The sequence below is a fragment of the Nonomuraea insulae genome (assembly GCF_042656245.1).
Map to the genome: position 1 here is coordinate 133,459 of NZ_JBHSPA010000052.1, position 26,079 is coordinate 159,537.

Below are 26,079 nucleotides of genomic sequence, written 5' to 3' on the forward strand. Positions count from 1 at the left end.
TGGCCCAGGGCACGGACCTGTTGTTGCTCGACGAGCCGACCACGTTCCTGGACCTGGCGCACCAGGTGGAGGTGCTGGAGCTCGTACGGCACCTGCACGAGGAGGCCGGCCGCACGGTCGTCATGGTCCTGCACGACCTCAACCTGGCCGCCCGCTACGCCGACCGCCTGGTCGCCATGCGCGACGGCCGGGTGATCGCCTCCGGCACGCCGCACGAGGTGCTGACCGAGGACCTGCTGCGCGAGGTGTTCGAGCTGGACGCCAAGATCATCGCGGATCCGGTGGCGGGGACTCCCCTGGTCGTCCCGATCAGGCCGCTCTCCCGCGGCTGACCTTATCCGCCGGACGACGTCCGGCCCCTTCCTCCAGTTATATGTCGGACAGCGTCCGGCCCCCTTCGTCCCGTTATATGTCGGACAGCGTCCGCCGGATGTCCCCGTCCTCCGGGGCCAGCTCGGCGGCCCTGACCAGGTCCTGGCGCGCCTGCCCTGTCAGCCCCGCCGCCCGGTACGCCAGCGACCGGTTGTACAGCAGCTCCGCCGTCTCCTCCAGCTTCAACGCCCGCGTCAGGTCGGACAGCGCCGCCTCGTGGTCGCCGCGCTCGAAGGCCAGCTCCGCCCGGCCCGCCCAGGCCGCCACCAGCTCGGGATCGAGCTCCAGCGCCCGGTCGAAGGCGGCGCGGGACTCGGGGAAACGCTCCTCGGCCAGCTCCACCTGACCGAGCACGCACAGCAGGTGGGGCTCGCCGGGCGCGAGTGCCAGGCCGCGCTCCACATCCCGCCTGGCCAGCGCGTAGTCGCCCGCCGCCACGTGGAGGCCGCAGCGGTTGACGTACGCGGGCGCGAACTCCGGGTCCAGCTCCAGCGTGTGGTCCAGGTCGGCGCGGGCCCCGTCCAGGTCGCCGGCGGTGTAGCGCAGCTCCGAGCGGTTGTAGTACGCCTCAGGGAAGGGCGGGCTGAGCCGCATGACGCTCTCGTAGTCGGCCAGGGCCTCCTCATGACGGTTCAGTTCGTACAGGAGGTTGCCGCGGTCGAGGTAGTGGTCGGGGTAGCCGGGGTCGGCCTCGATGGCGCGCGTGTAGTCCGCCAGCGCCGGCTCCCGCAGCCCGGCCATGGTCAGGAGGCGGGCCCTGTTGACGTACAACACGAGGCGGTGGATGGGGTGCTCGTCCGGCAGGTGGGTCTCGGCCAGCTCGATGGCCTGGCGCACCAGGGCCATGGCGGCGTCGTGGCGGCCCCTGCGCACCTCCACCAGGGCCTTGCCGTTGAGGTCGAAACCGAGGTGGAAGGCGCGTTCGCGGGCGACGGGCAGCAGGGAGGTGATCGTGACGGCCTCGTTGATCCAGGCCAGGGCCTGTTCGGGGTCGCGGCGGGCGGGGTCGTGGTGGCGTACGAGGATCATGGCCGTGGCGTAGGCGGCGGTGGCCCGCTGTTTCGGGTCGGTGCTCTCACGCCTGAGCCGGTCGTAGAGCTCGCGGGCCTCGTCCTCGCGCTCGACGGCCTCCAGCGACGCGGCCACCCGCTGCAGCAGCCGCTGCCAGCGCTCCGGATCGTCCTCGTACGCCAGCCCGCGCAACTCCTCCAGCCCCGACTCGGCCATGGCGTGATGGAAGCCCTCGTCGCGGTAGCGGTCGAAGTCGGCCGGCAACGATCCCGCGCCGGGGGCGGACGGCCCTTCCTCGATCCGCAGCAGGCCGGGGCCGAGGCGGCGGCGCAGCACGGCCACCAGCTCGGCGTCGGTGTGGTCGGCCTCGCCCAGGTTCGCGACCTTCATGGTCAGCGGATGTGCCAGGCCGGCGACGAACTCCGCCAGCCCGTTGGCGATCCGCAGGCTGCGGCGCGCGCCCGGCACCAGCACGCGCTGCTCCCTGGGCAGGTCGTCGGCCAGCGATCGCCTGCGGGCGGGCACGAGATCGCGTAATCGGGGCGCGGCGGCCCGGATCTCGATGTCGTGCGCGGCGACCAGGGCGGGTTCGCGCTCCAGCGCGATCGGCACCAGGTGGCCGAGCAGGGCCGCGCCCAGGGTGTAGGGCCCGCCGATCCGGCGGTCGGCGTCGAGGAGGATCGTGTCCACGGCGAGGTCCGACGCGGCCGGCGCCTCATGAGACGCCGGCCGGGCGGCTCAGGCGTTGTGCCTCGGCGCCGCCGCGGCGGTCGGCTTCACGATTCCTGGCCGGTGAACGACGATCTTCTTCATGCGCGGGCCTTTCACGTTCATGTGGGACCGAACGATCATTGATGACCGATACATGTCAGCACATCGAAAAGTGCCCATCAATATTTATCTGGTAAGGGCCGGTCCGCCGGAGATTACGGCGGGGCCGAAACTCAGTCGCCGAGGATCGCGTCCACGAACACCTCGGGGTCGAACGGCGCCAGGTCGTCGGGCCCCTCGCCCAGCCCCACCAGCTTGACCGGGACCCCCAGCTCCCGCTGCACCGAGATCACGATGCCGCCCTTGGCGGTGCCGTCGAGCTTGGTCAGCGCGATGCCGGTGATGTTGACCACCTCGGCGAACACCTGGGCCTGGCGCATGCCGTTCTGGCCCGTGGTGGCGTCGAGGACCAGCAGTACCTCGTCGACCGTGGCCTTCTTCTCGATGACCCGCTTGACCTTGCCCAGCTCGTCCATGAGTCCGGTCTTGGTGTGCAGGCGGCCCGCGGTGTCGACGATGACGGTGTCGGCCTTCTCCTCGATGCCCTTGGCGACCGCGTCGAAGGCCACGGAGGCCGGGTCGCCCCCCTCGGGCCCCCGCACGGTTTCGGCCCCGACCCGATCGCCCCACGTCTGGAGCTGGTCGGCGGCGGCGGCGCGGAAGGTGTCGGCCGCGCCGAGCACCACCTTCTTGCCGTCGCCGATGAGGGAGCGGGCGAGCTTGCCGGTGGTGGTGGTCTTGCCGGTGCCGTTGACGCCCACGACCAGGACGACCGCGGGACGCTCCCCGTGCTTCTGGACGTGCAGCGTACGGTCGAGGTCGGGGTTGATCTGGGCGAGCAACTGCTCCTTGAGCAGGCCGCGCACCTCGCCCGGGGTGCGGCTGCCCAGCACCTTGACCTTGGTGCGCAGCTCCTCCACCATGGCGCGAGTCGGCGCGACGCCCACGTCGGCGGTGATGAGCCGCTCCTCGATCTCGTCCCACGCGTCGTCGTCGAGGCGGTCGCGGGACAGCAGCTCCAGCAGCCCGCGGCCGAGCGCGTTCTGCGAGCGGGCCAGGCGCGAGCGCAGCCGCACCATCCGGCCCGCCGACGGCGGCGGAACCTCCACCTCGGGCTCGACGACGACCGGCTCGGCCGGTTTGGCGGGCGGTGGGAGCGTGGTGGTCGCGCCCTCGCCCTCCTCGCCCACGTCGGCTGCTGGCCGCTCCTCCTCGGGAAGAACGGGGGCCTCTGGCGGCTTGACCGGCGGGGCCGCCTTGCGACCCGGCCTGAACAGCAGGAAGAGACCGCCGGCCGCCAACAGGGCGACGACGGCCACGATCACGATGACGCCGAGGTAACCATCCACAAGATGTCAGTTTTCCAGATCGACCACCATGGTCACGCCCAAGGCCACACCGATCAGGCGGACTCGCGCTCCCTGAGCCGCTGGCTGACCACCTGGGTCACGCCGTCACCACGCATCGACACGCCGTAGAGGGCGTCGGCGATCTCCATCGTGCGCTTGTTGTGGGTGATCACGATGAGCTGTGAGCTCTGCCGCAGCTCCTCGAACAACCTCAGCAGCCGCTGCGTGTTCGTGTCGTCGAGCGCGGCCTCGACCTCGTCCATCACGTAGAACGGCGACGGCCGCGCCTTGAAGATCGAGATCAGGAACGCCACCGCCGTCAGCGACCGCTCACCGCCCGACAGCAGCGACAGCCGCTTGACCTTCTTGCCCGGCGGCCTGGCCTCGACCTCGATGCCGGTGGTCAGCATGTCGCTCGGGTCGGTCAGCACCAACCGGCCGTCGCCGCCGGGGAAGACCCTGGTGAAGATCTGCTCGAACTCGCGGGCCACGTCCTCGTAGGCCGAGGAGAACATCTGCTCCACCCGGTCGTCGACCTCCTTGACCACGGTCATCAGGTCGCGCCTGGTCTTCTTGAGGTCTTCGAGCTGGGAGTTGAGGAACGCGTGCCGCTCCTCCAGGGCCGCGAACTCCTCCAGCGCCAGCGGGTTGACCTTGCCGAGCTGGTTCATCTGCCGCTCGGCCGCCCTGGCCCGCTTCTCCTGCTCCTCGCGCACGTAGGGGACGGGCGGCTCACCCGGCACCGGCGCCTGCGGCCCGTATTCGGACAGGAGGCTCTCGGTCTCGACCCCGTATTCCTCCAGGGCCCGCTGCTCCATCTGCTCCAGCCGCAGCCGCTGCTCTGTGCGGGCCATCTCGTTGCCGTGCACGCGGTTGACCAGCTTGTCCAGCTCCTGGCCGAGTTCGCGCACGCGCACGCGTACCTGCTTGAGCTCGGCGTCCACGGCCACCCTGGCCAGGTCGGCGTCGTCGCGCTCCCTGGCGGCGAGCTGGACGGAGGCCCCCAGCGCCCCGAGCACCCGCTTGGCGCCCTTGCTGACGGCCTCCGCCACGGCGGCCTGCCGCCTGCGCCTGGCACGCTGAGCGGCCGCCTGGGCGCGTTCCTCGCGCTCCCGCCTGGCGGCACTGAGCAGGCCGTCGGCGCGGCCCTCGATGCCCTTGACGCGCTCCTCGGCGGTGCGCACCTGCAGGCGGGTGTCCATCTCGCGCTGCCTGGCGGCCTCGCAGGCGCTCGCCAGGTCGTCGCGCCGGTCGGTGGTGGGCTCGGACTCCAGCTCCTGGGCGTATTCGGCCTCGGCCAGGCGGACCTCCAGCTCGGCCAGCTCCTCCAGCCCCTCCGCACGAGCCTCCTCCGCCTTCGTCACGCTGCCCGCCAGGCGCTCGGCCTCGTCGCGGGCCGCGTTGGCGGCGGCCTCCAGCTGGGCCAGCCGCCTGGCCGCCGCCGCGTTGCGCTGGTCGGCCTCCCGCTGCCGTCCCCTGACCTGGTCGAGCATGCCCTGGGCGGCGCTCACCCCCGCCTGGGCCGTGCTGACGGCCGTCTGCGCCTCGTTGACGTGTGCCTGGGCCTCCTCCAGCGCGGTCTGCGCGGCCTGTTCGCCCGCGACCGCCTGGTCCAGCGCCTCGGCGCTCTCCTCGGCCCTGGCCTCGGCCGCCTCCAGGTCTCTGACCGCCTCGTCCAGCGCCGCCCGGACCTGGAGCACGGACGTGCCGCCCTCAGACCCGCCCGCGGCCAGGTGGGCGCTGACGAGGTCGCCCGCCTTGGTGACCGCTCGGAGGTGGAGGTGGCGTTCTACGACGGCTCGGGCCGTCTCCAGGTCGTCCACGAGCACGACATCCGCCAGCACGTGCTCCAGGGCGGGACGGAGGTGATCGGGCACCGTCACCAGGTCCGCCACCCACCGGCCGCCGCCAGGAGCCGCCGCCCGCGGGCGCCGGTCCCCGCCGTGCTCGGTGGGCCCGGCGGCGAGCGCGGGGCTCACTCGCTCCGCGTCGCCGCTGAACCCGTTGCCTGTCACCAGAAGGGTCGCCTGGCCTGCGCTCCGGGCGCGGAGCAGCTCCAGGGCCTCTACGGCGGTGTCCAGGGTCTTGACGGCGATCGCCTCGGCGACCGGGCCCAGCACGGCGGCGACGGCCAGTTCGGCGCCGGGTGTCACCTGCATCGATGCGGCCAGCGGGCCCACGACCCCGCCCAGGTCGGCGTCCAAGAGGGCGGTGCCGCCGTCGCCCTTGGCCAGGCCCAGTTCGAGGGCGTCGCGGCGGGCGGCCAGGGCGGCAACCGAGCGTTGTGCCTGCTGGTCGGTGGCGCGGGCGGCGCCCACCCCTGCCTTGGCGGACTGGAGGGCGGCGCGAGGCGCGTCGAGGGCGGACTTGGCCTCTTCCACGGCCGCCCGCGCCTCGTCGGCCACCGCTCTGGCCTCCTCGACGGCGGCCTGCGCGGCGGCCAGCTCCTCGGCCAGCGCGGGATCGACGGCGGGTTCCTCCAGCCGCTGGGCCTCCAGGTCCTCCCTGGCCCGGCCTTCGCGATCGCCGGCGCCGGCCACGGCCTGCCGGAGGCGGCCGATCTCCTCGTCGGCGGCGCGGGCGCGGCTGCGTACGGAATCGACCTGGCCACGCAGCCGGGCCAGCCCCTCGCGGCGGTCGGCGGCGGCCCTGGCGGCCAGCGCGAGCCGCTGCTCCTCGGTGCTCAGCCCGGCCTCTGCCTCGGCCCGCCGCTGGACGGCCTCGTCGAGCAACTCCTGCGCCTGTTCGAGCTCGGCCCGCAGGAGCAGCTCCCGCTCACGGACCTCGGCCGCCTCGCGCTCCAGGTCTTCGGGGTCGCGCCCGCGGCGCTCGATGGCGGCGGCGTCGAGCGCGTGCCGGTGGCGTTCGGCGGCGAGCTGCTCCAGGCCCGAGATGCGCTCGCGCAGGGAGGACAGCCGGAAGTAGGTCTCCTGGGCGGCGGCCAGGCGCGGCTGGGTCTCGGCCTCGGCGGCCTCCAGGGCGGACTCGCGCTGCTGCCCCTCGCTCAGCTCGCTCTCCACCTGCTGCCGCCTGGACGTGATCGCGGCCTCGTCGGCGGCCTCGCGTTCGAGGGTGGCGCGCAGGATACACATGTCGTCGGCCAGCAACCGGAGTCTGGCGTCACGGAGATCGGCCTGGATGACGGCGGCCTTGCGGGCGATCTCCGCCTGGCGGCCCAGCGGCTTGAGCTGGCGGCGCAGCTCGGTCGCGAGGTCCTGGACGCGGGTCAGGTTGGCCTGCATCGCGTCGAGCTTGCGCAGCGCCTTCTCCTTGCGCTTGCGGTGCTTGAGCACGCCCGCGGCCTCTTCGATGAACGCCCGCCGGTCCTCGGGCCCCGCGTGCAGCACGGCGTCGAGCTGGCCCTGCCCGACGATCACGTGCATCTCGCGGCCGATGCCCGAGTCGGACAACAACTCCTGGATGTCGAGCAGGCGGCAGGTGTCACCGTTGATCGCGTATTCGCTCTGCCCCGACCTGAACATCAGCCGGCTGATCGTGACCTCGGTGTAGTCGATCGGCAGCGCGCCGTCGGAGTTGTCGATGGTCAGCGTCACCTCGGCGCGGCCGAGCGGCGGCCGGTTGGAGGTGCCGGCGAAGATGACGTCCTCCATCTTGCCGCCGCGCAACGACTTGGCGCTGTGCTCGCCCATGACCCAGGCCAGCGCGTCGACGACGTTGGACTTGCCGGAGCCGTTGGGGCCGACCACGCAGGTGATGCCCGGCTCGAAGCGCAGGGCGGTCGCGGAGGCGAAAGACTTGAAGCCGCGCAGGGTGAGGGTCTTCAAATACAAGCGCGGCCCCCTTCTCCCTGAACGGACTTCGGAAAAGCCTACTGGTCCTCACTGCCCCACGTGGGCATCTGCAGTCCTGGACATGTTTGACCAGTGCTTTGTTCGTTCGGGAAAATAACAAGGGACGCCTCTCAGAGACGTCCCTGGGTCTTGCGCTCCGATCACTCTCAGGTGAGTGCCGGCTCGCGCTCTTGCATGCGACTAATCGCCTCGTCGCGGGTTTGCGCCGCAAGAGCGTCATTGGTGGCCTGAAGTCGGATGAGTTCTGCCTCCAGGTCTCGGATGCGCTGCTGCAAACGGCGCATCTCCGAAACCATTCGAGGGTCAGGACCGCCGACGTGGCCGAGTAGAGCCTTCGCCATGGTAAAGGGTCCTCCACGCTGAGTGACCAGACTGGTTCGCGCACTTCTATTCCGCGGGAGGGGTGCGCGTGGTACCTAACAAGAGTCGCACCGGCAGTGTGGGCGGTCAAGTCGAACGAACCGCTGCGCCCTACTGATGGGCACTCCCGACATACAACTATACCCCATTTGAGCTGTTTGACAAAAGCCGCTACCTCTCCGCAAACCCAGTCAAACTACCTCGTGGTTCGCTCCAACGTTCCACTACTCCATCCACCCTGCCCGGCGTGTCGCAACCTCTGAGCAGGTCCAGCAACTTGACGCACGCCTCTCGCGGGCCCTCCGCGACGACCTCGACGCGGCCGTCCTCGGTGTTACGCGCCCAGCCCGCGAGGCCGAGCTCCAGTGCCCGCGCCCGGGTCCACCAACGGAAGCCCACACCCTGGACCCGCCCCCGCACCCACGCGGTCAGCCGGGCGCTCTCCCCGCTCTCCGGCATCTCGTCTCCTCACGCCACCAGCGCCTCAAGGGCCACCTGACCGACGGCCGCCTCGTTGAACGCCCGGATGGCCGCCGTCTCCCCCGCCTTCACCCAGGCCAGGCCGAAGATCGAGGCGGGCAGTCCGGCGACCGGCACGAAACTGATGTCGGGACGGTTGTGCTGGTCGGCCGAGGGCGTGCAGAACAACATGCCGCCCCTGTTGAGCGCCACCTGCGTCAGGCCCTCCTGGGTCGTGGCCACCTTACCGGCCTGCGGAATCACCCGCCCGGAAGGGGTGGCGGTGGGTGCGATCCGCTCCTGCCACGCGCGCGGGGCCGGGCCGTCCAGCCCGATCAGGGCGATGGAGGCCAGCTCCTCCACGCTGATGCCGGGCCGGTTCGCGAGGGGGTGGCGTACGGAGACGCCGAGCCGGTGGGAGACGTTGTTCAGGGCCTCGCCGGTGGCCAGGTCCGGCTCGTCCACGGGCAGCAGCGTGAACGCGATGTCCACCTGCCCGGCCCGGAGCCTGCTGAAGGGGTCGGCGAGCGGGATCTCCACCAGCTCGACGCGGCAGCCGGGGTTGCGCCGCTCGAACGCCTCCACACTGCCCGTCACCACATCCGTCGGCGTGGCCAGGAACCCGACCCTGATCACCCCGGTGACCTCCCTGGCCGCCGCCCTGGCCCGGCTCACGGCGCCGGCCATGCCGTCGTACGCGGGCCGCAGATCCGCCAGGAACCGCTCCCCCAGCCGCGTGAGCCGCACCCGCCTGCTCGACCGGTCGAAGAGCCGCCCGCCGATCCGGTGCTCCAAGGAGCGCATGAGCTGGCTCACCCGCCCCGGCGACAGGTAGAGCCGCTCCGCCGTACGCGCGAAGTGCAGCTCCTCGCTGAGCACGATGAAGCACTCCAGCTCCCTGAACTCCATTTCCTGGCCTCCGATCGCTTAGCCTGCCTAAACCAAGCCTTCGATCTTCGCCATTGTTCCGCGTAGCGTGCCGCAAGAGGCTGAACGGCATGACCCAGACTGACGTTTCCGCGCCCGTTCGGGCGCGCCGGCTCGCCGTGGCCTCGGTCGCGCTGGGCACCTTCACCATCGTGACCAGCGAGATGTTGCCGGTCGGCCTCCTGACCTCGATCGCCTCCGACCTCGGCGTGTCGGCGGGCACGGCCGGGCTGACGATGACGGCTCCCGGGCTGGTGGCCGCGATCGCCGCACCCGTGCTGGCGGTCACCACGCGCCGGCTCGACCGGCGCCACGTCCTGCTCGGCCTGATGGCGCTGCTGGCGGTGGCCAACCTGGTGGCCGCGTCCGCGCCGACGTACCCCGTCATGCTGGCCGCCAGGGTGCTGACCGGGGTGAGCATCGGCGGCTTCTGGGCCTTCGCGGCCGGGATCGGGGCGCGGCTGGTGCCTGAACGGGCCGTCGGGCGTGCCACGTCGATCATCTTGGGCGGGGTGTCGGTGGCCTCGGTGCTGGGGGTGCCCGCGGGGACGTTCGTGTCGTCGTTCGCGGGGTGGCGCAGCACCTTCGTGGCCACGGGGGTGCTGGCCGTCGCCCTGCTCGTGCTGCTGGCCGCGACGCTGCCGCCCTTGCGGCCGCCGGCCGCGCCCGTGGCGGCCCCGGCGCGGGACAAGCGCTTCTCGTGGCTCTCAGGGCCTCTCACGGTCGTCCTGGCCCTGACCGCGCTGACCGTCTCCGGCCATTTCGCGGCCTACACCTACCTCCGCCCGTTCCTGGAGGAGGTCTCACTCGCCGGTCCCGCCCTCGTCAGCACCGCGCTGCTCCTGTACGGGGCCGCGGGCGTCGCGGGCAACTTCGCCGCCGGGGCGCGGGCGGCCAGGAACCCCAGGTCCACGCTGATCACGCTGGCCGTGCTCATGGCGCTGTCCATGGCGGCCCTCGCGCTGACCGGCCTGCCTCCCCTGGTCGCGCTCGTCGTGTGGGGCCTGGGCTACGGCGGCGTCGGGGTGACCCTGCAACTGTGGATCATGCGCGAGGGCGGTGGCGAGCTCGGCACGGCACTGTTCGTCTCCGCCTTCAACGTCTCGATCGCGCTCGGCGCGTTCGCCGGAGGCCGGATCGCGGACGGCGTGTCCGTCTCTGCCGTCATGTGGGCGGGGACCGGTCTGGCCGTGGTCAGCGCGGCCGTCGCTGGCATCTGGGGCAGGAATAGGACGACCGGTTCATGAACGCCTCCCGCCTGATGGCGGTGCCGCAGCGCGAGCAGGGCAGATCACGGCGGCCGTACGCCTCCAGCGAGCGCTCGAAGTATCCGCTCTCGCCGTTGACGTTGACGTACAGGCTGTCGAACGACGTGCCGCCCTGCTCCAGCGCGGCGCCCATGACCGTGCGGACGGCGCCGAGCAGCTCGGCCACCTTGGGCCGGGTGAGCGTCTCCGTGGGACGGGCCCAGTGGAGCCTGGCGATCCACAGGGCCTCGTCGGCGTAGATGTTGCCGACGCCGCTGATCAGCGACTGGTCGAGCAGGGCCCGCTTGACCTCGGTGCGCTTCGCCCTGAGCCTGCTGGTGAACACGGCCTCGTCGAACGCCGCCTCGAACGGGTCGGGAGCGATGTGCGAGATCGGCGCGGGCACCCCCGCCACCAGGGGGCTGAGCATGATGTGGCCGAATGTGCGCTGGTCGACGAAGCGCAGGTCGGGGCCGCCGTCCTCGAAGCTCAGGCGTACCCGCAGATGTTTCTCCAGCGGCGAGTCGGGGTCCACGACCAGGAGCTGGCCGCTCATCCCCAGGTGGGCCATGAGCGCCTCGCCGTCGCCCGACAGCGGCAGCCACAGGTATTTGCCGCGGCGCTCGGCCGACAGCACCGCGCGGCCCTTCAGCCGCGCGGCGAACTCGTCGGCGCCGGGCACGTGACGCCTGATGGCCCGGGGGTGCAGCACCTCCGCGGCGGCGATCTCGCGCCCTGTCACCCATTGCGCGAGACCGCGCCTGACGACCTCGACCTCCGGCAGCTCAGGCATTTCGGACCTCGCCCTCCAAACGCTGGGGAAACGTAACTCTCACCATTTGGACAACACCGAAACCCCCGGCGACGCTTCCCGCCGGGTGGGCCGAGCGTCAGCTCGCGGGCTGGCTCTCGCGCTGCTCCCGCCGGGCCCGGATGCGCGTCCAGGCCGCCTCGGCCGCCTGCTGCTCGGCCTCCTTCTTGCTGCGCCCGGTGCCCGAGCCGTAGGACTCGCCGCCGACCCGCACCATCGCCGTGAACGACTTGGCGTGGTCGGGTCCGCTCTCCTCCACGTGGTATTCGGGCACCCCGAGCGCCTCGGAGGCGGTCAGCTCCTGCAGGGAGGTCTTCCAGTCGAGCCCGGCGCCGAGCGAGGCCGAGCGCACGATCAGCGGGTCGAACAGCAGGTGCACGACCCGGAAGGCCTCGCCGAGGCCCTTGTCGACGTAGACCGCGCCGATCAGGGCCTCAAGGGTGTCGGCCAGGATGGAGGACTTGTCGCGCCCGCCGGTGCCCTCCTCGCCCCTGCCGAGCCGCAGGAACCGGCCCAGCACCAGGCCACGGGCCACGTCGGCCAGCGCGCGCATGTTGACCACCGCGGCGCGCAGCTTCGCGAGCTGGCCCTCGGGCAGGTCGGGATGGTTGCGGTAGAGAGTGTCGGTGACCACCAGGCCCAGCACCGAGTCGCCCAGGAACTCCAGGCGCTCGTTGGTGGGCAGGCCGCCGTTCTCATACGCGTAGGAGCGGTGCGTCAGCGCCCGCTCGAGAATGTCGGGGTCCAGGCCGACCTTCAGGACCCGCTCCAGCTCGTCTCTGGCGACCTCCACGGCCACCGGCTTAGGACCTGCGCCCACGTGCTTCCTCCTCGGACATCTTCACATGGCGCGTCGGCTGCGAATGATGCCCGAAAACGTGGTGGGCGTCGGGGTAACGCGTAGCCCCGGCGTCCACCACGGCCGCGGGCGAACCGCCACCGCACGCATCTGAAACGGTAACGCCGACCGGGGCACTTTGGCACCCGGTCGGCATCACGTCAACTGCTCGCGGATCAGGCGGACGGCTCGATGACCTGACGACGGTTGTAGGTGCCGCAGGTGGGGCAGGCGATGTGCGGCTGCTTCGGCGAACGGCACTGCGGGCAGCTCACCAGGGCGACAGCAGTCGTCTTCCACTGGGAGCGACGGGCGCGGGTGTTGCTCCGCGACATCTTTCGCTTCGGGACGGCCACGTCACTTCTCCTGATCGTTATCTTTGTCGGAAATCAGACCTTGCAACGACGCCCAGCGGGCGTCGATCTTCTCGTGCCGGTGATCGTCGCCGGCCTCGGCCAGCTTGACCCCGCACTCCGTGCAGAGCCCCGCGCAGTCTTCACCGCAGACCGGGCTCAACGGCAGTGCGAGCACCACCGCGTCGCGGAAGGTCGGTTCGAGGTCGAACAGCTCTCCGTCGAGCAGTGAATCCTCCTCCGAGGCATCCTCGTCGGAGTAGAAGAACAGCTCCTGCAGACCGACCTCGATCTCGGAGGAGACCGGATCGAGGCACCGCGCGCACTCCCCGGAGAGCGGGGCCTGCGCCGTGCCTGAGACGAGCACGCCTTCCATCACTGCTTCGAGCCGGAGTTCCAGCTCGACTTCGGCGTCTTTGGCGACACCGATCATGTCAACGCCGAGGTCCACCGGTGCCGGGAGGGTCAGGGTCATCTGCCGCATCGTCCCCGGCCGCTTTCCCAGGTCGTGAGTGGATATCACCCAAGGCGAGCGGGGGTCGAGGTGCTGAGTCATCCTGCTCTCATTAGGCATGGCGAAAATGATCGCCGTCGTACAAGGCCGAAATGAAAGGATAGCAGGTCGCGGTCAGCCCCTGAGCCGCTCGATGAGGAGCGTGTGGACGAGATCGGGCACGAGTCCGGAGACGTCCCCGCCATACCGGGCGATCTCCTTCACCCTGGAGGAGGACAGGAACGAGTATTCGGGATTGGTGGGCATGAACAGGGTCTCGACTCCCGACAGGCGGTAGTTGAGCTGCGCCATCTGCAACTCGTAGTCGAAGTCGCTGACCACGCGGATGCCCTTGACGATGGCGGGGATGTTGTTGTCTCTGCAGAAATCGACCAGCAGCCCATGAAATTTCCGCACCTTGACGTTCTGATATTCCTTCGTCACGGTCTGCAGGATTTCGATCCGTTCATCCACCGTGAACAGGCTGCTTTTCTCGACGTTGATGAGGACTGCCACGGTCACCTCGTCATACAGCCGTGCTGCTCGGCCGATGATGTCGAGATGGCCATTGGTGATGGGGTCGAACGACCCCGGGCAGACTACGCGGCGCAAGACGCCTCCCAGGTCTACGGGTTCCCGGCGGCGCGACCGTACCAAACGGACGCTTCGCCATAACGACGGACCCTCTCCTCAACGTAACCTTTTGGCCACATCAGGGGCTTTCCCCTGCTTTCCCTCTCGAACGCCACCAACCCCGCATCAACCAACCAGCCGTTGCCGCGCAGCAGCTCAAGCACCGTCTGCACCTCGTCGTCCGGCACGGCGTAGGGCGGGTCGGCGAAGACGATGTCGTACGGCTCGCCCGGCTCCTCCGCCAGCACCCGCTCCACCTTGCCCGCCACCACACGGGCGCCTTCGAGGCCGAGCGACCCGACATTGGCCTTGATCGTGCGGACCGCCTTGGGATCGGACTCGACCAGCACGGCCTCGGCCGCCCCCCGCGACAGCGATTCCAGGCCGATCGCCCCCGAACCGGCGTACAGGTCCAGGACGCGGGCCCCGTGGAGTCCGTAAAGTGAATCGAGCGTCAAGAAGATGCCTTCTCGCGCCCTGTCGCTGGTGGGCCTCGTTCCGCGCCCCGGCGGCACGGCCAACCGCCGTCCACCCGCTGTGCCTGCGATGATCCGCGTCATGTGACCCATTGTTCCGCATGTTCACGCAGGTCAAGAGTGGACAAGTGTCTGCCTCGACTGCGCAAGGGTGATTGGCATCGGGGGTTCGGGCCCGCATGATGAGTCTGCGGCCTTCAAGGTGACCCACATGAAGGCCGACCGGCGTGATCGTGAGCCCTTCCGCACGCCGGTTCCCTCGGCACCTGACCCGAGGGTGGGCCCAGCCGGGGACGGCATTCGGGGGGAGGCCGTCCCCGCGGCTGGGTTCTCTTCAAAGATCAGGATCTTCTCTTACGGCAGAGCCGAGCAGGCCCCACCCGCCGCACGTGGCCGACGGCCTCCAGGAAGACGCTTCTGACGCCCGCACATGGCCGGCCGCCGCAACGGCGCCTGTTCACCGAGTTCCGTGCGCTCGTTTGGCCTTCCCGGCCGCTCAGATGCCTTCTCAGGTCTTTTCCAGGTATTCCGCCCGTTCGTCTGCCAGGAGCCGGTCGATCTCCGCTCGCAGCCCCGTGTGGGCCGTCAGCTCGGGGTCGTCCGTCAGCAGGGCGGCGGCCTCTTCCCTGGCCGTCTCGATCACTTCCTCGTCGCGCAGGAGTTGCAGCAGCTTCAGCGACGACCGTTTGCCCGACTGCGCGGCCCCCAGCACGTCGCCCTCGCGCCGTTGCTCCAGGTCCACCCGTGAGAGCTCGAAGCCGTCCAGGGTGGTCGCCACCGCGTCCAGCCGGGCCCGCGCCGGGGTGCCCTCGGGGAAGTCGGAGACCAGGAGACAGAGGCCGGGCAGGCCGCCGCGGCCGACGCGGCCGCGAAGCTGGTGGAGCTGGGAGACGCCGAAGCGGTCGGCGTCCATGATGATCATGACGGAGGCGTTGGGCACGTCGACGCCGACCTCGATGACCGTCGTGGCCACCAGGACGTCGAGCTCGCCCCGGGTGAACGAGCGCATGATCGCGTCCTTCTCCTCCGGCGGCAGCTTGCCGTGCAGCGTGGCCACGCGCAGGTCGTGGAAGGGGCCCTCGGTGAGGAGTTCGGCCACGTCGAGGACCGCGAGCGGCGGGCGGCGGTCGTCGTCCGACGGCGTCGCCAGGTCGCCCTCGTCGCCCTCCAGGTCGCCGATGCGGGGACACACGATGTAAGCCTGCCGGCCCAGCCCCACCTCCTCCCTGACCCGCTGCCAGGTGCGTTCGAGGTAGTGGGGCTTCTCGGCGGCCGGCACGACGTGGGTGGTGATGGGGGCGCGGCCCGACGGGAGCTGCGACAGCGTCGAGACCTCCAGGTCGCCGAAGACCGTCATGGCCACCGTGCGCGGGATCGGGGTGGCCGTCATGACCAGGACGTGCGGCCGCCCGCCGCCCGCCTTCTCGCGCAGCGCGTCACGCTGCTCCACCCCGAACCGGTGCTGCTCGTCCACCACGACCAGGCCCAGGTCGGCGAACTGCACGTGCTCCTGGAGCAGCGCGTGGGTGCCGACGACGATCCCCGCCGTGCCCGAGGCCGCGTCGAGCAGGGCGGAGCGGCGGGAGGCGGCGTTCATCGAACCGGTCAGCAGCGTCACCGCCGTGCCCCCGAACATGCCCCCCTGCGCCAGGTCGCCGAGCATGTTCGTGATCGAGCGATGATGCTGCTGGGCCAGCACCTCCGTGGGCGCAAGCAGCGCCGCCTGGCCCCCTGCGTCGACCACCTGGAGCATCGCCCGCAGCGCCACCACCGTCTTGCCCGCGCCGACCTCGCCCTGCAGCAGCCGGTGCATGGGGTGCTCAAGCGCCAGGTCGGCGGCGAGCTCCTCGCCCACCTGCGCCTGACCCTCCGTCAGCGAGAACGGCAGCCGCGTGTCGAAGTCGGCCAGCATCCCGTCGGAGCGCCTGGGCCTGGCCTTGGCGGGCCAGGCGGTGGCGGCCTGGCGCCGCTGGAGCAGCACGGCCTGCAACACGAACGCCTCGTCGAACTTCAGCCTCTTGCGCGCCCGCCCCATCTCGGCGAAGTCCTTCGGCCGGTGGATGGACACGAGCGCCTCACCGAGGTCCTGCAGCCCGTGGCGGGCCCGCAGGGCGGCGGGCAGCGGGTCGTCCAGCGGGCCGAGCGTGTCGAGCACCATGCCGACCGCCCGCCTGATCGCCCACGGCGTCAGGTCCTTGCCCGCCGGATAGATCGGCACCGGCGCCGCCGCGAACTCCTCGGCGCTCGCCTCGTTCTCCTCGAACAGCTCGAACTCGGGGTGCGCGAGTTGCCAGCGCGGGCTCGTACGCGACCCGAACAGCCCCACCTTGCCGGCGAACATCCCCCTCCGCCCCGGCTTGAGCCGCGACTCGGCGACGTGCGAGCCCTTGCCGAAGAACGACAGGTAGATCCTCTTGCCGTTGCCGTCGACGACCTCGACCTCCAGCCAGGTGCCGCCGCGGTTGCGCATCGGTTTGCGCATGAGCCTGGTCACCTCGCCGACCACGGTGACGTGCTCGTCGGCCTCCAGCGCGTCCAGCGAGGTCAGCTCGCCGCGCTCGGCGTAACGCCGCGGGTAGTGGCGCAGCAGGTCGCCGACCGTCTCCAGGCCGAGCACGCTGTGCAGCAGCTTTGCGGTCTTCGGGTCGAGCGCCTTCGTCAGAGGCTCGTCGAAACGGCTCACGGCATTAAGTTCTACCGCCTCCGGCCGACAGGAATCCCGCCGACGCCACGGGGGCTCCCCGGTCGTGGGTCACTCGACGCCGATCAGGAGGGGGTAGCCGCCCTGTTCGCCGTCGTACACCACCAGGTCCGCGTCCGGCCGCGTACGCCCCAGATGTTCCTCCACGCGCCCGGCCAGCCCCTCAGGCGCCCGCTCGCCCGTGACCAGCGTGACCAGCTCGCCGCCGCCCGCCAGCATCCGGTCCACCACCGTGGTGGCCACGCCGTCGATCGAGGCGCCGATCACCGCCACGTCCCCGTCGATCATGCCGAGCACGTCCCCCGGCCGGCACACCCCGGCGCTCGTGAACGCCTCTCTGTCGGCCACCGTCACATGCCCGTACCTCGTGTGCCCCGCCGCGTCCGTCATCGCCACCACGTCGTCGTCGAAGCGGCGCAGCGGGTCGTGCACGGCCAGCGCGGCCAAGCCCTGCACGGTCGCCTTCGTGGGCAGCACGCTGACGGCGACGCCGTCCTCGCGGGCGATCTCCGCCGCCGCGGCGGCCACCGAGCGCACGCCGTCGTCGTTGGGCAGGACCGCGACCTCGCTGCCCGCCTGCCTGATCGCGGCCAGCAGGGCGGGAAGACCCGGCCTGGTGCCGGGATCGCGCCGTACGACGACCGCGCCGCACTCCTCGAACAACGCCGCGATCCCGTCCCCCGCGGCGACCGCCACGACGCCGCGGCCCGCGCTGCCCCGGTGGGTGCGCTCGGCCAGGTAGGTGATCCGGATCCGGTACGGCCGGCCCGCCCGTATCCCCGCCTCGACGGCCGGACCCGCCTCGGGCACGTGGACGTGCACGTTCCACAGGCCCTCGCCGCCGATCACGACCAGCGACTCGCCCATGACGTCGAGCTCACGCCGCAGCGCGGCCACCGCCCGGTCGTCGGCGTCCAGCAGGTACATCACCTCGTACCCCGCCCCCACCTCCGTCATCGGCGACACCCGCGAGGTGGGCGCGGGCACGTCGTAGTGGCCGGGATGGGCGCCCGTGATCGCCTCGGCCAGTGTCTCCAGCACGATCGCCGCCCCGGCCCCGCCCGCGTCCACGACGCCGCTGCGGGCCAGCACGTCGAGCTGGTCGGGCGTACGGCGCAGCGCCGCCCGCGCCTCCCCCGCCGCCTGCCTGGCCACCTCGGGCAGGTCGCCCTCCACCCCCTGAACGGCCTGAGCCGCCGACTCCAGCACGCTCAGCACCGTGCCCTCCACCGGCCTGGCCACGGCCTCCCTGGCCAGCACGGCCGCCCTGAGCAGCCCGGCGCGCAGGTCTTGCCCGTCCTTCAGCACCTCGGCCAGCCCGCGCAGCGCCTGGCTGACGATCACCCCCGAGTTGCCGCGCGCCCCCACCAGGGCCCCGTACGAAAGCGTCTGCCACACCACGGCCGCGTCCACGTCCTCGGGCAACGACTCGACGGCCTCGGCCGCGGACAACATGGTCAGGTGCAGATTGGTGCCGGTGTCGCCGTCGGCCACGGGGAACACGTTGAGCGCGTCGATCTCCGTCCTGGCCTGGCCGAGCGCGTCGGCGGCCAGGCGGGCCCAGCGCCGCACCGCGGGCGGGTCGAGGATCTTCAAAGTGCGCCCTCCGAGACATCCGGCTCATCTGCCCCGACCGGCCTCCGTATCCCCCAACCGGTCGGCTACGACCGACCTGCTGGGCTGGATGCGCTACCGTTGTCGAGGAGACTATCCCCGCCCGGGGTGCGATCCAGGTGCTCTGGTTCGCGTCCATCGGTGTGCATCGGATACTCTCGACAGGCTAGCCGGTTGTCCCGGCATGCCCTCCGCCCGGAAAGCATCAGCGGACAGGGCTACATCGACTGTTTTAAGGAGCGATACCGTGGCTTCCGTCTGCGATGTCTGCCGCAAGGGACCGACCTTCGGCAACAACGTGTCCCACTCCCACCGCCGTACCCGTCGTCGTTGGAACCCCAACATCCAGACGGTTCGCGCGGTCATCGGCGGCACGCCGAAGAAGCTGAACGTGTGCACCTCGTGCATCAAGGCGGGCAAGGTCACCCGCTAGTTCTCAACTTTCACGAAGGCCCGCCTGCCCCCTCAGGGAGCAGCGGGCCTTCGTCATGCCGGCGGGCCTTCGTCATGCCGGCGGGCCTTCCTAGGAGCGCCAGCGCCAGGCGTGGTCCACCGGGCCGATGCCGGCGCCCAGGGGGAAGCCGCGGGCGATCGCGCCCGTGACGTAGTCCTTGGCCGCGCCCACGGCCGCCGGCACGTCGTCGCCCAGGGCGAGGCGGGAGGCGATGGCGGAGGCGAGCGTGCAGCCGGTGCCGTGGGTGTGGCGGTTGTCGAGGCGTTCGGCGGCGAAGCGGTGCTCGGTGACGCCGTCCGTGAGCAGGTCCACCGGCGGGCCCGGCAGGTGACCGCCCTTGATCAGCGCCCAGGTGGGCCCCAGCTCCAGCACGGCGTCCGCGGCCCGCCTCAGCCCGCTCTCGTCCTCCACCTTGACCGAGGTGAGCTGCTCCACCTCCCACAGGTTCGGCGTCACCACGGTGGCCACGGGCAGCAGGCGGGTCCGCATGGTCTCCACGGCCTCGGGCGCGAGCAGCGCGTCGCCGTGCTTGGACACCCCGACCGGATCGACGACCACGGGGGCGGCGTAGGAGCCGAGCACGTCGGCGACCGTCTCCACGAGCACGGGAGAGGCCAGCATGCCGGTCTTCACCGCCTGCGCGCCGATGTCGCCCAGCACGGATTCGAGCTGCGCGCGTACGGCCTCGGGCGGCAGCTCCCAGTAGCCCTGGACGCCCACCGAGTTCTGCGCCGTCACCGCGGCGATGACGCTCATCCCGTGGACGCCCAGGGCCAGCATGGTCTTCAGGTCCGCCTGGATACCCGCGCCGCCCCCAGAATCGGAGCCGGCCACGGTCAGCACGCGTGGAGGGGTCAAAACCGTCATGTACCCCATCCAACCACTCAGGTGACGGCGCACTCCCCGGCGACCATCCCGCAGTTCTGGGCCTTGGAGCCCCTGCCGGTGGCCGTGAACGAGACGTTGATCGAGGCCCCCGCCGCCAGCGACGTGGACACGTCCAGGATCAGCAGGTCGCCGTCCTGCGTCCACTCGGCGCCGTTCACGTTCACGACCTTGCCGTCAACGGGCACGGAGACCGTGGGGTTCCGCAACGTCTGCGCGGAGCTGTTCGAGACCGTCAGCTCGGCCTTGTAGGTGGTCAGGCGCTGCTGGATCGTCTGCTGGACGTTCACCCCGCTGCCACTGGACGAGGAGCCGAACGGCCCCTGCTCCTCGGTGGGGGCGGGAGTGGCGCCGTCGGGCTCGGCCACCTCGCTGTCGCTGCCCAGACTCGAGACCGTCTCGGACGGGGACTCCGACACGGTGTCCTCGACCGGCGGATCCTCCGCGGGGTCCTCCGCGGGCGCCGACTTCTTGACCTTGGTCTTGGTGGGCGTCGGCGTGGGAGAGGCGGTCCTGCGCGGCGTGCGCGCACTGTACGAGGCGGTCGGCGTCGGGGTCTTGGAGGGAGTGCTCTCCTCCTCCGTCTCCGACGGCTCCTCCTCGGGCGACTCCTCCTCGGCGGGCTCGGAGACCGCGGGCCCGGGCTGGCTGCTGGTCGCCTGTACGGCGGCGCAGGTCGCGCCCTCGCACTTGCCGCCCGGCGAGCTCATGAACTTGACGCCCGCCACGGTGCCGCCGAGCACGACGGCCACGGCCGCTACCGAGAGCAGCGCGACCCGGCCCTTGCCCGCTCCTGTGGGAGCGGCCAGCACGTCGCCGCCACCGCCACCGCCGCCACCGCGTCCGGACTTGCGACGGCCGCCGCGCCTTTTGACCGGCTCTTCCTGCTCGTCGTTCGACCAGCCGGAGCCGAGGAAGCCGGTCTCGGCGTCCGCCCAGGCCGGGGCCTGCACGGCCGTCGGCTCGCCGGCCACCTTGATGTCACCCGGCTCGGGCGGGCTGCCGAAGACGGGGCCCGAGGGGCTGTCGAACCTGGCGGTACGGTCCGCGGGCCCCTCCTCGAAGGAGCCGAAGGGGCGATCGGCGTCGAACGGCCCGGGACGATCGCCTGATCCATCGAACGGGCGGCCGTCAGGCCCGCCGAAGGGGCCCGGACGGTCGAACGGCCCTGACGGCGGGCCGCCGAAGAAGCCCTGCTCTCCAGGGCCCTGAGCGCCGGGACCGGGCTGGCCGGGGCCGGGACCGGGCTGGCCGGGGCCGGGCTGGCCGTGACGGGCGTTGAAGACGGCCGTCTGGTCGGCGGGGCCGTTGTACGGGCCTGGAGGGCCGTTGTACTGGTCTGGGGGGCCGTTGTACTGGTCTGGGGGGCCGTTGAAGGGAGCACGGCCGTCGAAAGACTCCGGTCTGCCGAAGAACCCGGGCTCGTCGTCGTCGATGCCCGGTCCGCCGAAGAAACCGTTCGGGGGGTCGGAGGGGCCTGGGGGCGAGCTCCACTCGGGCGGACGGGCGAACGCGCCCGTCGTCTCGAACGGTGTTGCCTCTTCACCCCTGCGGGGCGGGAAGGCGGCCCCAGGGTCGTTGGCCGGTGGCAAACCGCCGGCGGAGTCGTTGGGTAGCGCGAAAGCCCCGGTGGTCTCGAACGGCTCCGACTGGGGCGCGCGCGAAGGCGGCCCATCGGTACGCCGTGGCATGGGGGCCCACTGGCCCGTCACCTCGGGCTGGTCCGGCAGCGAAGGCCAGCCGGGCGGCTCAGCCTGCTCGTCAGGACCCCAAAATGCGCTGCCGTTCCCCAATTCATCCCCGTCGTCGGATCCACCTGTGCCGTGGCGGCCCATGGCTGCCCTTTCTCCCGGTTACAGTGGCCGCCAATCTTCATAACACCTTTGCTACGCCCCTGTCACAGTAATCCCGCTAGTCATACCCCAAAACGGGAAAATATCACTTAAATCGGGACAACTCATCACCGAAAGTGATCCCACCCGCGACGTCCGATTTCTCGCCCATACACCAGAACGCCATCACCTTCGACCACTCGGCCCACGACCTGCCACGCCGACGGCAGCCGTACCTCTGGCGGGAACACGGCAGCGAGAGCGTGATCTTCGCCACCCGTGAGCACCCATTCCAGCGGATCGGCCCCCAGTTCCTTGGCCGCCGCCGCCACCGGCTCGCCCACGGCGAACGCCTGGGGATCCAGCTCCACGCGTACACCACTGGCCTCGGCGACGTGGCCGAGGTCCTGGAGCAGGCCGTCACTCACGTCCAGCATCGCGCTCGCGCCCAGCTCGGCCGCCTGGGGCCCCATCGCATAAGGAGGACACGGCCGGCGGTGCCCGGCCACGGCCTCCTGGAGGGGCGGGGTGTCCACCCGCGCGCCCGCCTCCAGCAGCGCCCACCCGGCGGCGGCGTACCCGAGCCGGCCCGCCACCGCCACCACGTGCCCTGGCCTGGCCCCTGAGCGGAGCACCGGGGAGCGCCCGCCCAGGTCGCCCAGCGCGGTCACCCCGAGGACGACCAGGTCGCAGCGGGTGACGTCGCCCCCGGCCACGCTCGCGCCGACCGTCGCGCACTCGTCGCCGAACCCGTCCGTCAGCGCGTCCAGCCAGGCGAGGGACAGGTCGGCGGGCAGGCCCAGCCCGACCACGATGGACGTGGGCGTCGCGCCCATGGCGGCCACGTCCGCGAGGTTCTGGGCGGCGGCCTTACGGCCCACGTCGTAGCCGCTGGACCAATCGCGGCGGAAATGCCTACCCTCGAGCAACAAGTCCGTCGAGACCACGACACGCCCGTCCGGCGCGCTGACCATGGCGGCGTCGTCACCCGGGCCGAGGATTACCGCCCTACTATGGGGCAGACGTCCGGTAATACGATTTACCACACCGAATTCGCCGAGATCTCCGACTGTGATGACGCACCTCCTGACGCACACAGGGTACGGTGGCCCTTCGGCGTGATCGAATCGCCCGGGAGGACGTGATGGTGCAGGCCTACATCCTTATCCAGACCGAGGTCGGCAAGGCCGCCGCCGTGGCCGAAGAGATCTCCGGGATTCCGGGGGTCACGCAGGCCGAGGACGTGACGGGCCCCTACGACGTGATCGTGCGTGCGGAGGCCAACAACGTCGATGAGCTGGGCAAGCTCGTCGTGGCGCAGATTCAGGCGGTGGAGGGAATCACGCGTACCCTTACGTGTCCGATCGTCCACATCTGAAGGTCGTACTCGTCGCATGCGTGCCGCCGCCGTCCTGCTCGTTCTCCTCGCACTCGCCGGTTGCGGCGGCACCGTACAGGTAGAGCCGCCTACTCCACAGGGTGACGCGGTCGCGGCCTGCGGCAAGCTGGCCACCCTGCTGCCCTCGAAGCTCGACGGCGACGAGCGTGGCACGTCCACGCCCGAGTCGCCGTACGTGGCCGTCTGGGGCCCGGGCACCATCGCGTTGCGGTGCGGCGTGCCCCGGCCGGTCAGGATGGCCCCCACCGACCAGCTGCAGGAGATCGGCGGGGTGGGGTGGTTCGCCGACCCGGACAAGCCCGCGTTGTTCACGGCCGTGACCGACATCGCCTACGTGGAGGTCACGGTCGGCGGCGAGCACGTCGCCGCCGAGGTGCTGGCCGACCTGTCGAAGCCGATCGCGCAGGTCTCACCGCAGGCCCGATGACCCGCAGACCTCCCCCAGATCTCAACGCAGGCCCGGTGAACGCGACAGGGCGAGCTGGATGAGCCGGTCCACCAGTGCCGGGTAGGGCAGCCCCGAGGCGGCCCAGAGCTGGGGCGCCACCGACAGGGCCGTGAACCCGGGCATCGTGTTGATCTCGTTGAAGACCAGCCTGCCGTCAGGGGTGTAGAAGAAGTCGACCCGCGCGAGCCCCTCGCACTCGAGCGCCTCGAACGCGCTCACGGCCATCGCGCGCAGCTCCTCGGCCGTCTCCTGCGGGATGTCGGCGGGCACGGTGAGCGACATCTGGTCGGGGTAGTACTTCGCCGCGAAGTCGAAGAACTCCTGCCCGCCCTCGACGCGCACCTCGCCGGGCATCGACGCGGCGGCCGGCTCGTCGCCGAGCGACTGCAGCACCGCGCACTCGATCTCGCGGCCGACGATCGCGGCCTCGATGAGCACCTTGGGGTCGTGCTGCCTGGCGACCTCCACGGCCGCCTCCAGCTCGGCGCGGTCGGAGGCCTTGGAGATGCCCTGGGAGGAGCCCGCCCGCGCCGGCTTGACGAACACGGGATAGCCGAGCTCCTCGGCCTCCTTGAGCACGCATTCGCGGTTGAGCCGCCACTCGCGGTCGCGCACGGCGACATAGGGGCCCGTCGGCAGGCCCGCGGCGCTCATCACGGTCTTCATGTGGGCCTTGTCCATGCCCACGGCACTGGCCAGCACACCCGAGCCGACGTAACGCACCCCGGCCATCTCCAGCAGCCCCTGGATCGTGCCGTCCTCGGCGAACGGCCCGTGCATCACGGGGAACACCACGTCGACCGCCCCGAGCTCCACGGGGATGCTGCCGGGGTCGTAGGCCACCAGTGAGCTGCCGCCGGAGGGCAGGGCCAGCGACGCGCCCGTGGTGTCGACGACCGGAAGTTCGCCGGATTCGATGGCGTACCGCTGGTCGGACGTGCCCAGCACCCATCTGCCGTCCTGGGCGATCCCGATGGGGATCACCTCGTACTTGGTCCTGTCGATCGCATCCAGCACGCTGCCCGCCCCCATGAGGGAAACGGCATGCTCGGAATTGCGGCCTCCGAAAACGACGGCGACGCGTGGCTTGCTCATGGTGTCCGAATCTACCGGGGTGTCCGTGTCACAGCGAGCTGAGCACGCCGTAGTCAGGTGTTTCTCACACGCCGTAGCGTTCCGGTTTGGGTGAGCGGGACATGAGCAGCATGCCCGCCTCGGACGGTGACATGCCGTCGTGGACGACGGCGACGACGACCTCGGTGATCGGCATCTCGACGTCGTGCTTCCTGGCCAGTTCGAGGACGGACTCGCAGGACTTCACGCCCTCCGCGGTCTGCTTGGTGGCCGCGACGACCTCGGCCAGGGTCATGCCCCTGCCCAGGTTCTCCCCGAACGTGCGGTTGCGCGAGAGCGGGGAGGTGCAGGTCGCGACCAGGTCGCCCATGCCCGCGAGCCCGGCGAACGTGTGCGCGTCGGCCCCGAGCGCCGCCCCCAGGCGGGAGATCTCGGCCAGCCCTCTCGTGATGAGCATGGCGCTGACGTTGTCGCCCATGCCCATGCCCGCCGAGACGCCGACGGCGAGCGCGATCACGTTCTTCACCGCGCCGCCCAGCTCGACCCCGATCACGTCGGGGTTGGTGTAGGGCCGAAACCACGGCGGCAGGTGACAGATCGCCTGGAGCCGCCCGGCGACGGACTCGTCGGTGCAGGCGACCACGGTGGCGGCGGGCTGGCGATGGGCGATCTCGGGGACCAGGTTGGGCCCCGAGACGACCGCGACCCGCTCCTCGGGCACCTCGGCCACCTCGCGGATCACCTCGCTCATACGCTTGGTGGTGCCGACCTCGATGCCCTTCATCAGGCTCACCAGGATCGCACGCGGCGGGATCAGGTCGCGCCAGGCACCCAGGTTGGCCCGCAACGTCTGGGAAGGCACGGCCAGCACCACGAACTCGGCCTCGTCGAGCGCCTCGGCGGGGTCGGTCGTGGCCCGCAGCCCGTCGGGCAGCCGCACGCCGGGCAGGTAGTCGGGGTTGGCGTGGTCGCCGTTGATCGCGTCGGCCACCTCCTGCCTCCGGCCCCACAACGTCGTCGCGTTGCCCGCCTCGGTGAGGATCATGGCGAACGTGGTGCCCCACGAGCCCGACCCGAAAACGGCCACCTTTGTCATGCCATCACCGTCCGGCGGGATCGTAGGGAGTCTCCGGGGCCTTCTTGCCGCGCAGCTCGGCGAGTTGCGCGGTGACGGCCGCCATGATGTCGGCCGTCATCTCGCGCAGCACGTCGGCCTGCGGCTCCTGGCCCGCGTACTTCGACAGGTCCACAGGCGGCCCCACGATCACGTGGAACGTCTTGCGCGGGAACAACCTGGGCCTCTTCTCACCGTACGGCAGCAACTCCTGTGCCCCCCAATGGGCCACCGGGATGACCGGCGCGCCGCTCTCCAGCGCCAGCCGGGCCGCGCCCGTCTTGCCCACCATGGGCCACAGGTCGGGATCGCGGGTGCAGGTGCCCTCCGGGTAGAACAGGATCGCGCACCCGTCGGCCAGCCGCTGTGACGACATGCTCAGCGACCTGGCCGCCTCGGCGCTGCCCCGGTCGACCGGGATCGCCAGCAGCCCCTTCACGGCCCGCCCCAGGAGCGGCACCCTGAACAGCCCCGACTTCGCCAGGATCACCGGCCAGCGGCCGTTGTTGTACAGGAAGTGGGACAGCAGGACGGGATCGGCCCAGGACAGGTGGTTGGCGGCGATGATCACGCCGCCGGTCCTGGGCAGGCGCTCCCCCCTGCGCCAGTCTTTCTTGACCAGGAGCCGGGACAGAGGTTTCACCAC

General features: G+C 71.1%; 25 protein-coding genes. 5 read left to right on the forward strand and 20 right to left on the reverse strand.

Annotated elements, in window-relative coordinates:
- Positions 1-332 (forward strand): ABC transporter ATP-binding protein (locus ACFPZ3_RS40505; protein WP_379519665.1); only part of this gene is annotated, 332 nt, incomplete at its 5' end.
- Between the two features lie 73 nt (positions 333-405).
- Here the strand turns inward: ACFPZ3_RS40505 and ACFPZ3_RS40510 are convergent.
- From ACFPZ3_RS40510 to ACFPZ3_RS40535, 6 genes are all read right to left on the reverse strand, one after another.
- The gene (locus ACFPZ3_RS40510; RefSeq protein WP_379519666.1) at positions 406-2,073 is read right to left on the reverse strand and encodes a tetratricopeptide repeat protein; all 1,668 of its coding nucleotides are present in this window, start codon (positions 2,071-2,073) and stop codon (positions 406-408) included.
- Positions 2,074-2,327: 254 nt separating this feature from the next.
- Positions 2,328-3,503, reverse strand: coding sequence for a signal recognition particle-docking protein FtsY (ftsY, locus tag ACFPZ3_RS40515; RefSeq protein ID WP_379519667.1), 1,176 nt, complete (start codon positions 3,501-3,503; stop codon positions 2,328-2,330).
- 53 nt (positions 3,504-3,556) lie between these two features.
- A complete protein-coding gene (gene smc / locus ACFPZ3_RS40520; RefSeq protein ID WP_379519668.1) occupies positions 3,557-7,294 on the reverse strand; it encodes a chromosome segregation protein SMC in 3,738 nt (1,245 codons plus the stop codon).
- Positions 7,295-7,461: 167 nt separating this feature from the next.
- Positions 7,462-7,656 carry a hypothetical protein gene (locus ACFPZ3_RS40525; protein ID WP_106249247.1) on the reverse strand — a complete coding sequence of 65 codons (195 nt, stop codon included), beginning with the start codon at positions 7,654-7,656 and terminating at the stop codon, positions 7,462-7,464.
- Positions 7,657-7,846: 190 nt separating this feature from the next.
- A complete protein-coding gene (locus tag ACFPZ3_RS40530; RefSeq protein WP_379519669.1) occupies positions 7,847-8,134 on the reverse strand; it encodes an acylphosphatase in 288 nt (95 codons plus the stop codon).
- A 9-nt stretch (positions 8,135-8,143) separates the two neighbouring features.
- The gene (locus ACFPZ3_RS40535) at positions 8,144-9,043 is read right to left on the reverse strand and encodes a LysR family transcriptional regulator (protein ID WP_379519670.1); all 900 of its coding nucleotides are present in this window, start codon (positions 9,041-9,043) and stop codon (positions 8,144-8,146) included.
- 89 nt (positions 9,044-9,132) lie between these two features.
- Between ACFPZ3_RS40535 and ACFPZ3_RS40540 the strand changes: the two genes are divergently transcribed.
- Positions 9,133-10,308 carry an MFS transporter gene (locus ACFPZ3_RS40540; protein ID WP_379519671.1) on the forward strand — a complete coding sequence of 392 codons (1,176 nt, stop codon included), beginning with the start codon at positions 9,133-9,135 and terminating at the stop codon, positions 10,306-10,308.
- On the opposite strand, the gene mutM is transcribed toward ACFPZ3_RS40540, so the two are convergent.
- The 8 genes from mutM to ACFPZ3_RS40580 all read right to left on the reverse strand — a co-directional run bounded on the left by mutM (position 10,256) and on the right by ACFPZ3_RS40580 (position 18,209).
- Positions 10,256-11,101, reverse strand: coding sequence for a bifunctional DNA-formamidopyrimidine glycosylase/DNA-(apurinic or apyrimidinic site) lyase (gene mutM / locus ACFPZ3_RS40545; RefSeq protein WP_379519672.1), 846 nt, complete (start codon positions 11,099-11,101; stop codon positions 10,256-10,258). The genes ACFPZ3_RS40540 and mutM overlap by 53 nt on opposite strands.
- Before the next feature lie 97 nt (positions 11,102-11,198).
- Complete coding sequence (rnc, locus tag ACFPZ3_RS40550; protein ID WP_379519828.1) at positions 11,199-11,918, reverse strand: ribonuclease III; 720 nt, start codon at positions 11,916-11,918, stop codon at positions 11,199-11,201.
- A 215-nt stretch (positions 11,919-12,133) separates the two neighbouring features.
- Positions 12,134-12,313, reverse strand: a complete 180-nt coding sequence (gene rpmF, locus ACFPZ3_RS40555; RefSeq protein ID WP_033409409.1) for a 50S ribosomal protein L32 — start codon at positions 12,311-12,313, stop codon at positions 12,134-12,136.
- Between the two features lies 1 nt (position 12,314).
- Positions 12,315-12,884 carry a YceD family protein gene (locus ACFPZ3_RS40560; RefSeq protein ID WP_379519673.1) on the reverse strand — a complete coding sequence of 190 codons (570 nt, stop codon included), beginning with the start codon at positions 12,882-12,884 and terminating at the stop codon, positions 12,315-12,317.
- Between the two features lie 54 nt (positions 12,885-12,938).
- Positions 12,939-13,415, reverse strand: a complete 477-nt coding sequence (gene coaD, locus ACFPZ3_RS40565; RefSeq protein WP_379519674.1) for a pantetheine-phosphate adenylyltransferase — start codon at positions 13,413-13,415, stop codon at positions 12,939-12,941.
- Between the two features lie 14 nt (positions 13,416-13,429).
- Positions 13,430-13,996, reverse strand: a complete 567-nt coding sequence (rsmD, locus tag ACFPZ3_RS40570; RefSeq protein WP_379519675.1) for a 16S rRNA (guanine(966)-N(2))-methyltransferase RsmD — start codon at positions 13,994-13,996, stop codon at positions 13,430-13,432.
- 424 nt (positions 13,997-14,420) lie between these two features.
- Positions 14,421-16,595, reverse strand: coding sequence for an ATP-dependent DNA helicase RecG (gene recG / locus ACFPZ3_RS40575; protein WP_379519676.1), 2,175 nt, complete (start codon positions 16,593-16,595; stop codon positions 14,421-14,423).
- A 69-nt stretch (positions 16,596-16,664) separates the two neighbouring features.
- Entirely contained in the window at positions 16,665-18,209 is a 1,545-nt protein-coding gene (locus tag ACFPZ3_RS40580) for a DAK2 domain-containing protein (RefSeq protein WP_379519677.1), read from the reverse strand.
- A gap of 265 nt (positions 18,210-18,474) precedes the next feature.
- Here ACFPZ3_RS40580 and rpmB point away from each other — a divergent pair, with 265 nt between their 5' ends.
- The gene (rpmB, locus tag ACFPZ3_RS40585) at positions 18,475-18,660 is read left to right on the forward strand and encodes a 50S ribosomal protein L28 (RefSeq protein WP_049556934.1); all 186 of its coding nucleotides are present in this window, start codon (positions 18,475-18,477) and stop codon (positions 18,658-18,660) included.
- 90 nt (positions 18,661-18,750) lie between these two features.
- On the opposite strand, the gene thiD is transcribed toward rpmB, so the two are convergent.
- From thiD to ACFPZ3_RS40600, 3 genes are all read right to left on the reverse strand, one after another.
- A complete protein-coding gene (gene thiD, locus ACFPZ3_RS40590; protein WP_379519678.1) occupies positions 18,751-19,557 on the reverse strand; it encodes a bifunctional hydroxymethylpyrimidine kinase/phosphomethylpyrimidine kinase in 807 nt (268 codons plus the stop codon).
- Between the two features lie 8 nt (positions 19,558-19,565).
- A complete protein-coding gene (locus tag ACFPZ3_RS40595; protein ID WP_379519679.1) occupies positions 19,566-21,257 on the reverse strand; it encodes a flagellar basal body-associated FliL family protein in 1,692 nt (563 codons plus the stop codon).
- Positions 21,258-21,526: 269 nt separating this feature from the next.
- Positions 21,527-22,495 carry a thiamine-phosphate kinase gene (locus tag ACFPZ3_RS40600; RefSeq protein WP_379519680.1) on the reverse strand — a complete coding sequence of 323 codons (969 nt, stop codon included), beginning with the start codon at positions 22,493-22,495 and terminating at the stop codon, positions 21,527-21,529.
- A 47-nt stretch (positions 22,496-22,542) separates the two neighbouring features.
- Here ACFPZ3_RS40600 and ACFPZ3_RS40605 point away from each other — a divergent pair, with 47 nt between their 5' ends.
- Together ACFPZ3_RS40605 and ACFPZ3_RS40610 are read left to right on the forward strand one after the other, a co-directional pair.
- On the forward strand, positions 22,543-22,776 hold the full coding sequence (locus ACFPZ3_RS40605; RefSeq protein ID WP_379519681.1) for an Lrp/AsnC family transcriptional regulator: 234 nt from the start codon (positions 22,543-22,545) through the stop codon (positions 22,774-22,776).
- A gap of 16 nt (positions 22,777-22,792) precedes the next feature.
- Positions 22,793-23,224 (forward strand): DUF3515 family protein, encoded by a 432-nt coding sequence (locus tag ACFPZ3_RS40610; RefSeq protein ID WP_379519682.1) that lies wholly within the window; start codon positions 22,793-22,795, stop codon positions 23,222-23,224.
- Positions 23,225-23,245: 21 nt separating this feature from the next.
- Here the strand turns inward: ACFPZ3_RS40610 and ACFPZ3_RS40615 are convergent, their stop codons facing one another.
- The 3 genes from ACFPZ3_RS40615 to ACFPZ3_RS40625 form a co-directional block, all read right to left on the reverse strand.
- A complete protein-coding gene (locus tag ACFPZ3_RS40615; protein WP_379519683.1) occupies positions 23,246-24,340 on the reverse strand; it encodes a D-alanine--D-alanine ligase family protein in 1,095 nt (364 codons plus the stop codon).
- A gap of 64 nt (positions 24,341-24,404) precedes the next feature.
- The gene (locus ACFPZ3_RS40620) at positions 24,405-25,415 is read right to left on the reverse strand and encodes an NAD(P)H-dependent glycerol-3-phosphate dehydrogenase (RefSeq protein ID WP_379519684.1); all 1,011 of its coding nucleotides are present in this window, start codon (positions 25,413-25,415) and stop codon (positions 24,405-24,407) included.
- Positions 25,416-25,419: 4 nt separating this feature from the next.
- Positions 25,420-26,076: a lysophospholipid acyltransferase family protein gene (locus tag ACFPZ3_RS40625; RefSeq protein WP_379519685.1), complete on the reverse strand. Its 657-nt coding sequence runs from the start codon at positions 26,074-26,076 to the stop codon at positions 25,420-25,422.
- Positions 26,077-26,079 lie beyond the last annotated feature (3 nt).